The organism is Chlorobium phaeovibrioides (assembly GCF_003968655.1).
Taxonomy (GTDB): domain Bacteria; phylum Bacteroidota; class Chlorobiia; order Chlorobiales; family Chlorobiaceae; genus Chlorobium; species Chlorobium phaeovibrioides.
This window is the reverse complement of the sequence record NZ_RXYK01000047.1, coordinates 1-1361: the sequence shown is the minus strand read 5'-3', so window position 1 is coordinate 1361 and position 1361 is coordinate 1. Positions and strand designations below refer to the sequence as shown.

2 pseudogenes are annotated in these 1361 nt (G+C 46.3%); one reads left to right on the top strand and one right to left on the bottom strand.

The features are described 5' to 3' along the window. Positions 1-129, bottom strand: a pseudogene (locus EKD02_RS10650) (ISL3 family transposase); the annotation flags it as partial. Between the two features lie 278 nt (positions 130-407). Between EKD02_RS10650 and EKD02_RS09860 the strand changes: the two are divergent. Then, positions 408-1166: pseudogene (locus EKD02_RS09860) on the top strand (transposase); the annotation flags it as partial. Positions 1167-1361: the final 195 nt, after the last annotated feature.

Below are 1361 nucleotides of genomic sequence, written 5' to 3'. Positions count from 1 at the left end.
CTTTCCGGTATAGACAAGTCTGATGACCACCTGCATAGCCGTCATTGAAAGGTCGACATTCTCGACCATCCAGGTTGATGGAAGTCCGAGAAGTTGCTGGTAGTGGGCGGTGGTGGTCAGGCTTTGCATGATAGAGTATATGGGTATGAATGGGTAATGCGGGGACTACGCCAAGCTACCTTTTTAACCACGCTTTTCCATTAACTTCGGCGGAGAGCCTTTTGTTTGAAGATATGACTTTACACACTGTCCCCGAAAATATAGAAAGTTAGTAGGGCAGTCTCTTCAGCCTGTCGGATTATCCCGCAAGATAAAATCACGCGAATTGCTGCATAAGCCTTTTTATATAAACAAGATAAGTCGTATATTGACTGCATAATAACCAGTCATCTATTCACTGAAAAGCAATGCGTTCAGACTTTCTTTCAGCCGATCGAGATTCACTCTACCTTTTGCCGCCATCCGTCCAGGACTGGCTACCGGTCAATCATCTCGCACGTTTTGTTGTTGATATTGTTGGCCAGTTTGATCTTACTCTATTACGAGACGCCTATGCAGGAAGAGGCTGCAAAGCCTATGATCCGGAGATGTTGTTAAGTCTCCTGTTTTACGGCTATGCCACTGGAACTTTTTCAAGCAGGAAGCTGGAACTTGCCACTTATGAATCCATAGCGGTTCGCTATATCACCGGAAACAGTCATCCTGATCATGACACCATAGCAAATTTCAGGAAACGCTTTCTCGCTGAACTGAAACCATTTTTTATCCAGATTTTGACTCTTGCCCATGAAATGAACATCCTCAAGGTCGGCAAGATCAGTCTTGATGGTACCAAAATCAAGGCCAATGCCTCCAAGCATCAGGCACTGAGTTGGGGCTATGCCAGCAAACTCGAAAAGCAGTTGAAAGATGAAGTTGAATCCCTGCTTCGTCAAGCAGAGCAGGCAGACCAGTCAACAATCCCGGATGGTATGAGTATTCCTGAAGAGCTTGAACGCCGAGAAAAAAGGCTTGAAGCTATTGCCAAAGCAAAACGTGAAATTGAACGTCGGGCTGAAGAGCGATACGAAAAAGAAAAAGCTGAACATGAGGCGAAACTGGCCGAGCGTGAACGGAAAGCGCAAGAGAGCGGTAAAAAAAGTGGCTCTTCGCCGAAGTTAGTGGAAAAGCGTGGTTAAAAAGGTAGCTTGGCGTAGTCCCCGCATTACCCATTCATACCCATATACTCTATCATGCAAAGCCTGACCACCACCGCCCACTACCAGCAACTTCTCGGACTTCCATCAACCTGGATGGTCGAGAATGTCGACCTTTCAATGACGGCTATGCAGGTGGTCATCAGACTTGTCTATACCGGAAAG